The following is a 7296-nucleotide window of genomic DNA, read 5'->3' as shown; positions in this document are numbered from 1 at the left end:
AGGCGATTCCGTACGAACACCGTCCTCGTCGTGGACGGAACCCTGGTTCCCACCCGCGACCACACGGTGGCCGAGCGGTCGAAGAACTACCGCTACTCCACCAACCACCAGATCGTCATCGACGCCGTCACCCGACGCGTCGCCGTGGTCGGCCGGCCGTTGCCCGGCAACCGCAACGACTGCAAGGTGTGGGCACCGTCCGGGGCCAAGGACGCCGTCGGCCGCACCACCGTCATTGCCGACGGCGGCTACCGGGGCACCGGCCTGGTCATCCCACACCGCTGCGAGCGCGGACAGAGCGAACTGCCAGCCTGGAAGGAAGAGCACACCGCTTCTCGCCGCCAGGTCCGCGCCCGCGTCGAGCACGCCTTCGCCCGCATGAAGACCTGGAAGATCCTCCGCGATTGCCGCTTGAAGGGCGACGGCGTCCATCAGGCGATGAGCGGAATCGCCCACCTGCACAACCTTGCCCTCGGCCGATAGACGAGCCGACCTGTCGCAGCGGAGGTTGAGCTCGGTGTCGCGCGGGCCCTGACGGACGGGAGCCGGATGGGGCTTCGGGAGCCGCGGGGTCTCAGCGGGTGGAGCTGGTGCTCAGCATCGCGTCGAGGGATCGGCCGATCGCCGCCGCGAAGGGATACGCCCGATAGTCCGCCTCAACCGTGACACGGTGCTGTTCGCCGTCCGTCCACTCGATGACGAACACGCCGCCGTCCAACCCGACCACGTCCACACCCGAAGGAATCCGCGTCCGCAGTTCCGCCACCGACAGCCCGTCCGTGCGCAACGGGAAGCTGCACGCGACGACGAAGAGCCGCGCGGCATCCTCCACATGCGTCGCAGTGCCGAGCAGCCGTGTCACACCTCGGTCCGTCTTGCGCACCACGTAGCCGTCATCAGCGCGGACCATGTCGTACCACGCCTCGAAGTCCCCGAAGTGGATGAGCTGGTCCCCTCGACGGGGCGGCAGCAGATCCCGCCGGTAGCCCCTGGACTCGGCGAGAGTGAACAGCCTTTCCTCAAGCCGAGGAAGAGACTCCAACGCGAAGAGATCCTCTGCCGCAGCGGCCGACGCCCGGCCGTCACGCGGACGGAACTGCTCAGACGGCGTCCGCCGCCCCGAACGGAACACCTCGATCGCCTCATGCGGCGGCGCGGACGAACCCGCGAAGAGCACCGACTCGTCCGCCGCCACGTAGATACGGCCACCGCCACGCACCGCGTGCGACACCACCACGGCATCGTCGTCTGGAAGGATCTCCACACCCAGCGGCGCATCTGCCGGCACCATCCGCCGCCAGTACCCCACACCCACATCGATCAGTCGCTGCTGATCGGGAGTTGTCCGATCGGTTCGTCTCTGCGTCACGTGCGCGGCCTTCCTTCCTTCAACCTGTGCTCCCGTATCCTCTCGGTCTCGTGGACCGTCACCGTTCGGAGAAGACGACAGCGTCCTTTGGGTCCCTCGCCTCGATGACCCCGTGTTCCTTGTCGACGACGCCGACGTATCCGACGGGCAGCCCCAGCACCGCGGCGGCCTCAGGCCGGAACTTGAACAATTCGACGCAGCGGGCGATGTCGCCCGCGAGCTGGTCGACCAGCTTCTCGTCGAACGGTTCGCCGCCGATGAACCACTGCGTGGAGGCGCCGATGTCGACGCGTCGGCACTCAAGCACGCGATCAGTCCTGAGGATGTCGACGGTCATGTAGAGCGAGTCGTGCCAGTGGGTCGGCGTGGACGCCTCCAACCTCGCCAGTCGCGCTACCCGGTCCCGCGCCGACAGCGTCCACAGCAGCTGCGTCACGTCGTCGCGCCGACGCGTGCGCCGGGTGTCGTGACCGTCCTTGGTCGTCGCGATCAGCACACCGTCACGATCGTCGAACCGGATGCTGTCCCACCCCAGGTCGATCTCCCCGCCTTCGACGGCATCGACGCCGACGTCGGAAAGACGCGCCACCAGCGCATCGAGCTTCTCGGCGACGGCCTCGTCCGCCCGGAAGACGACCTCCCGCCGCCCCAGCGACACGATCCGCTCGACCAGGAGACCGTTCTCCGGCGGCCGCACGCTCACCACTGCGGTCACAGCACTTCTCCCCGAGGACTGTGCCGCTCCTGCGGCATGCCAGGAACCAGGTCTACGGTGCTGTCGGTCTCGAGAGCCGTCATGCGGCCCCACACTACTGCGGCAGGCAAAGCGGCTCTCGCTCTCCGGCCTCGTAGAACTGGCGCCAACAGCCACTCGACCTCCGTTGAAAAACCGAACGGCCACCAAACATCGCCGACAACGCCCAACCATGGCGTTGTCACGTTGTTGAGTGCGTGACTGTCTGATGAGGTGCCAGGGCGCGGTGGCCGCGCGGTCCGAGTGTGTATTCAGACTGCGGTGAGCCGGTCGGCGGTGCGGGTGATCTGGTCCCGGATGGCGAAGCGGTTGGTCGTCTCGGCTCGGTGGCCGGGGGCGGTCATCAGGTGGCGACGGGGCCGGAAGTGGGGGGAGATGCCGCTGAACGCGGCCAGGAACCGCTGGGATCCGCCGACGCTGCGGAAGCCTTTCACCCGCCCGTTCACGCTGCCGGGTGGGCTGGTGGCTGTTCTCCGCCCGGTTGTTCAGGCCCTTGTGCGAGCGGTGCTCGACGAAAGGGCATGACCTCGCGGTGGGCCGCGCCGTAGGAGCTGAGCTCGTCCGGGACGATCACTCGTGGCACCGCGCGGGTCTTCTTCAGCAGGTGGCGGAAGAAGCGCTGGGCCGCGGCCTTGTCCCGACGGGACTGTACGAGGACGTCCAGGACGGTGCCGTCGGCGTCGACGGCCCGCCACAGGTACTCCCGTTCTCCGTTGATCTTGACGAAGACCTCGTCCAGGTGCCGTTCGTCCCCGGGCCGGGGCCGCCGACGGCGCAGCGCGCCGGCATGGACCTGCCCGAACTTGGCGCACCGACGGCGGACTGTCTCACAGGGGACGAGCACGCCCCGCTCGAGCACCAGTTCCTCGGCCTCGCGGAACGACAGCGGGAAGCGGTGGTACAGCCACACACGGTGCGCGATGATCTCGACCGGGTACCGGTGCTCCTTGTACGACGGCGGCGCGCTGTCCACGGACGGCCCCTCCCAGCATGACCGGCCAGAAGATCACCCCATCCGGTCAGCCAACGTGGCAGTGCCCCGAGGAAGCCTCCGCACTGCTGCGCACCGGCCTCAAGACGATTCCTGCCGAACGGCTGTGGGGCAACCCCGACTGCGGTTTGAAGACCCGCGGCTGGCTCGAGACCCGCGCCTCCCCGGAGAACCTGGTCGCTGCGGCCCGCACCGCCCGCGGCGAACTGCCCACCTCCTGACGCGGGGTTCCGGTGGGCCGGGAGGTGTTGAGCGTCCCGGCCCACCGGCCACTGGTGCGGACGATTTCAGCCGCGGTAGGCTCTGGCGGCCCCGCCGCGCACGCCCCCCGCCCATACCGTGGGCGATTGAACGATGACGGCCCCGCGCACGTAGTGAGTGCGCGAGAGGTGTGAGCCGCCCGACGAGCGCGAGGAGAAGTGATGGCCGACCGTGGCCTGCTCCGCGCTGCGCGGGTGGTGGTGTTCAGCCTGGTGTGTGTGCTGCTGGCGGCCACCGGTCACGCCCTGGCCGGTGGGCATCGCCCCCCTCTGACTCTGCTCGCCCTCGGTGGCACGGCGGTCGCCGTCACGGTGGGTCGCCTCGCCGGCCGTGAGCGCACCCTCGGCCAGATCGCAGGCGCGGTCGCGGTCACGCAAGGAGTGCTGCACCTGCTGTTCGCGCTCGTCGGCCCCGCTCACCCCCATGTCCCCTCTCCCGCCTCCGCCTCCGCCTCCGCGCAGCAAGGACGGCGCGGCGAACCGGATGCACATATGGGGCACATGCTGCATGCGGGGCATCACGGCTCCGGGGTCGTGACAGGAGCCGCCGAGACAGGGGCGGAACCGGTCGGCATGGCCATGGCCTCCGCCCACCTCAGCCCGCTCATGCTGCTCGCGCACCTGGCCGCCGCGCTCGGCGCCGCCTGGTGGCTGCGCCAGGGAGAAGCCCTGGTGTGGCGGCTCGGCCGCGTGCTGGGCGCGCCCCTGTCCGCGGTCCTGCACGCCCTGGTCCTGCTGCGGCGGTGGTCGCGGTACCGGGCGGAGCTCTCGCACCGCCGCGTCCCGCCGGGCTTCCGGGCGGAGCGCGAGGCGTCGTTGCGCACCCGGGTGCTGAGGCACGCGCTCGCCCGGCGCGGGCCCCCCGTTCTGTTCACCCACTGATCCGGCCGAAACCGAGGGCGCCGACAGCCTCTCGCCCGGCCGGTGTTCCCCCCGCCCGTGTCCCGGGACCACCCGGCCGCACGCGGCGGCTGTCACGCGTACGCCACATGTCGGTCCGTGCTGCCCGCTCCCCGCGGCGCCGACCGTGCGCGGCGCGTGCCCTTCCGGCAGTGAACAGAACTCCGGCCCTTGTGCGGGCCGGCATGACTTCAGGAGCTGAATCCGCTCATGAGCACCACCTCCGACACCTCCCCCGACGGGACTCCAACCGCACCGGCGAAAAGCGGTGGCGGCACCGCGGACCGCCGCACCCGTTCCGGCTGGTGGCCTCTGCTGACCCGGCTGCACTTCTACGCCGGCGTCCTGGTCGCCCCCTTCCTGCTCGTCGCCGCGCTGACCGGGCTGGCGTACACGGCCGTACCGCAGCTCGACCAGCTCGTCTACAGCGAGCAGTTGCGGGTGGAGAAGGTGGGTGACACGGCGAAACCGCTCACTGAACAGATAGCGGCCGCCCGCAAGGCCCATCCCGAGGGCAGCATCGCCACGGTCGTCCCGGCCGAGGCGCCGGACCACACCACCAAGGTCGTGCTGTCCGTGCCCGAGCTCGCCGAGCAGGACAAGCAGCGCACCGTCTACGTCGATCCCTACACCGGCGAGGTGCGCGGCGCCCTGACCACGTGGTTCGGTTCGACGCCCCTGGCGACCTGGCTGGACGACCTGCACCGCCATCTCCACCTCGGGGAGACGGGACGGCTGTACTCCGAACTCGCCGCGAGCTGGCTGTGGGTGCTGGTGCTGGGCGGTCTGCTGCTGTGGTTCGGACGCCGCCGCGCCTACGCGGGCGGATCGAAGCACAACACCGTGCTGCCCGAGCGCGGGGCGCGGGGTGTGCGCCGCAGCCGCAGTCTGCACGCGGTCACCGGGGTGTGGGTCTCGGCCGGCCTGCTGGTCCTCAGCGCCACCGGGCTGACCTGGTCGACTTACGCCGGTGAGCGCTTCACCGACCTGCGCACCTCTCTGAGCGCTTACGCGCCTGAGCTGGACACCTCCCTCTCCGGCGGCTCGAAGGGCACGTCCGGGCACGACCACTCCGGCGGGCACGAAGCCGCCCCGCCGGGCGGCTTGCCGACCGGGCTCACCGTGGACCAGGTCCTGGAGGAGGCCCGTGCCGCGGGGCTCGACGGCCCGGTGGAGATCAGCACGCCCGCGGACGACAAGAGCGCCTGGACGGTCGCCCAGACCGACGGACTGTGGCCCGTCCGCCTGGACCAGACGGCCGTGGACCCGCACAGCGGCGAGATCACCGCGCGGGTCGACTGGGGGGACCATCCGGTGCTCGCCAAGCTCAGCACCCTCGGGGTGCGCGCCCACATGGGCACCCTGTTCGGTCTCGCGAACCAGATCGTCCTCGCGGTGATCGCGCTCGGCCTAACCGTCGGCATCGTGCTCGGTTACCGCATGTGGTGGCTGCGCCGGCCCACCCGTGGGGACCGCCGCGCCCCGATGGGCCGCGCTCCCGCCCGCGGCGCGTGGCGGCAGCTGCCGTGGTCCGCTCTGGCGGCGGCCGTGCCGCTGATCATCACCGTCGGCTGGGCCTTCCCCCTGCTGGGCTGGTCCCTGCTGGCCTTCCTGGTCCTCGACGCCCTGCTGGGGCTGCTGCACCGGAGGCGTGGAGGCCGCCCCGCCGTGGACTCCTGACCTCACGCCGCTGGTGAAGCCCCTTGCGGGACCGCCTGGCCCTTATTGCATACTGATTGCAATAAGGGCCAGATTGCAGGACGAGGAGAGTCGTGTGAACGCTCCACCTGTTCCCGTCGTGCGCGTGTTGCGCGGCCAGGAGGTCCTCGCCCACACCGACGCGCTGCGCTCGGTCTACGTCGACGCCTTCTGCGCACCGCCTTGGAACGAGGACGAGGAGAAGGCGGCCGAGTTCGCCGAGCGCCTCCCCCGCGACGCGCAGCGCCCCGGTTTCACCGCAGCCCTCGCCTTCGTCGGCCGTGACGTGCCCGGTTTCGCCAGCGGGTGGACCACTCTTCCGCCCTTCCCCACGGACCGTTGCTATCCGCAGGCCGCCGTAAGTCTCGGCGCCCGGCGGACGGACGACTGGCTGTGCGGAGCCTTCGAGGTGGACGAACTCGCCGTCCGGCCGGGCGCGCAGGGCAGCGGGCTCGCCGGGCGCCTGCTGGAGGCGGTCACCGAGGACGCCCCCGAAGGCCGCTCCTGGCTGCTCACCTCCGTCCAGGCGCCCGGGGCGATGGCCTTCTACCACCGCCAGGGCTGGACCCAGGCCACCCTTCCGTCCCCCGACGGCAAGGGCATCGTCGTCTTCCTCGGCCCGCGCCATCCCGCCCGCGGCGTCGCTCCGCTCCCCCTGTAAGCCGTAGCGCTCGCCGGTGCCCAGGAAGCCGTGCGGCGGCGCGGCGGAGTGAAGGGGTGCAGGCCGAGGATCTCCGGACGGGGCGCGACGCCGGGGCCGCCCGCCCGGACCCAGGCGGCGATGTCCTCCGGCGAGGGGAGATCCGCCCCGGTGGCCTTCGAGGAGGCGACGACATGAGTCTCCTGGCTCTCGGGTCGCGGCTCGGCCGGGCGTTCCCGGCCGCCGTCACGGCCGGACGCCACCACGACGAGCAGACCCACCACGACCGCCCCGGCGACCACCCGGCCGGCGGCCCGCACCGCCCAGCCCGGTAGCCACGCGCCCTCGCGCCGCCTGAGTGCGCCCAGTCGCTCGGCCCGCCGGGCGGGCCGCAGCAGGCGGAGCAACAGCAGAACGGCGACGGGAAGTTGCAGCAGCCACAGCCCGCCCACAGCCGTTCGGCCCACGCCAACTGGGGCTCGTAGCGGACGTGTTCGGCCGCGAACATCAGGGTGTGCGCGAACATCAGGGCCATGCTGGTCAGGCTAGTGGTGCGGTGCCAGCGTTCCAGGACCTGCCGGGAGACCGGCAGCCGGGCCGGGCGCGGCCCCGACAGCAGCAGGCCGAACATGACCGTGCCCCAGGCCCACAGCAGCCCCGACCACCCGAACGCCTGGCTGAGCA

6 protein-coding genes and 4 pseudogenes are annotated in these 7296 nt (G+C 71.2%); 5 read left to right on the top strand and 5 right to left on the bottom strand.

The genetic code is table 11. From position 1 onward, the window contains the following. Nucleotides 1–483 (top strand): transposase (locus RIM90_RS29505; RefSeq protein WP_309063803.1); only part of this gene is annotated, 483 nt, incomplete at its 5' end. 91 nt (nucleotides 484–574) lie between these two features. Here RIM90_RS29505 and RIM90_RS29500 read toward each other — a convergent pair. The 3 genes and pseudogenes from RIM90_RS29500 to RIM90_RS29490 all read right to left on the bottom strand — a co-directional run bounded on the left by RIM90_RS29500 (nucleotide 575) and on the right by RIM90_RS29490 (nucleotide 3096). Beyond that, nucleotides 575–1369: a hypothetical protein gene (locus RIM90_RS29500; protein ID WP_309063802.1), complete on the bottom strand. Its 795-nt coding sequence runs from the start codon at nucleotides 1367–1369 to the stop codon at nucleotides 575–577. A gap of 58 nt (nucleotides 1370–1427) precedes the next feature. Continuing rightward, nucleotides 1428–2084 carry a hypothetical protein gene (locus RIM90_RS29495; protein WP_309063801.1) on the bottom strand — a complete coding sequence of 219 codons (657 nt, stop codon included), beginning with the start codon at nucleotides 2082–2084 and terminating at the stop codon, nucleotides 1428–1430. Between the two features lie 290 nt (nucleotides 2085–2374). Beyond that, nucleotides 2375–3096, bottom strand: a pseudogene (locus tag RIM90_RS29490) (IS6 family transposase). Between the two features lie 65 nt (nucleotides 3097–3161). Between RIM90_RS29490 and RIM90_RS29485 the strand changes: the two are divergent. The 4 genes and pseudogenes from RIM90_RS29485 to RIM90_RS29470 all read left to right on the top strand — a co-directional run. After that, nucleotides 3162–3335, top strand: a pseudogene (locus RIM90_RS29485) (hypothetical protein); the annotation flags it as partial. Nucleotides 3336–3536: 201 nt separating this feature from the next. Further along, entirely contained in the window at nucleotides 3537–4256 is a 720-nt protein-coding gene (locus tag RIM90_RS29480; RefSeq protein ID WP_309063800.1) for a hypothetical protein, read from the top strand. Between the two features lie 228 nt (nucleotides 4257–4484). Then, nucleotides 4485–5954: a PepSY domain-containing protein gene (locus RIM90_RS29475; RefSeq protein ID WP_309063799.1), complete on the top strand. Its 1470-nt coding sequence runs from the start codon at nucleotides 4485–4487 to the stop codon at nucleotides 5952–5954. Nucleotides 5955–6048: 94 nt separating this feature from the next. Beyond that, nucleotides 6049–6633, top strand: coding sequence for a GNAT family N-acetyltransferase (locus tag RIM90_RS29470; RefSeq protein WP_309063798.1), 585 nt, complete (start codon nucleotides 6049–6051; stop codon nucleotides 6631–6633). 29 nt (nucleotides 6634–6662) lie between these two features. On the opposite strand, the pseudogene RIM90_RS29465 reads toward RIM90_RS29470, so the two are convergent. Next, nucleotides 6663–6776: pseudogene (locus RIM90_RS29465) on the bottom strand ((2Fe-2S) ferredoxin domain-containing protein); the annotation flags it as partial. 30 nt (nucleotides 6777–6806) lie between these two features. Beyond that, a pseudogene (locus RIM90_RS29460) lies at nucleotides 6807–7296 on the bottom strand (hypothetical protein); the annotation flags it as partial.

The sequence above is a fragment of the Streptomyces sp. genome (assembly GCF_031181555.1).
GTDB lineage: Bacteria > Actinomycetota > Actinomycetes > Streptomycetales > Streptomycetaceae > Streptomyces > Streptomyces fimbriatus.
This window is presented reverse-complemented; position numbering and strand designations above follow the sequence as displayed.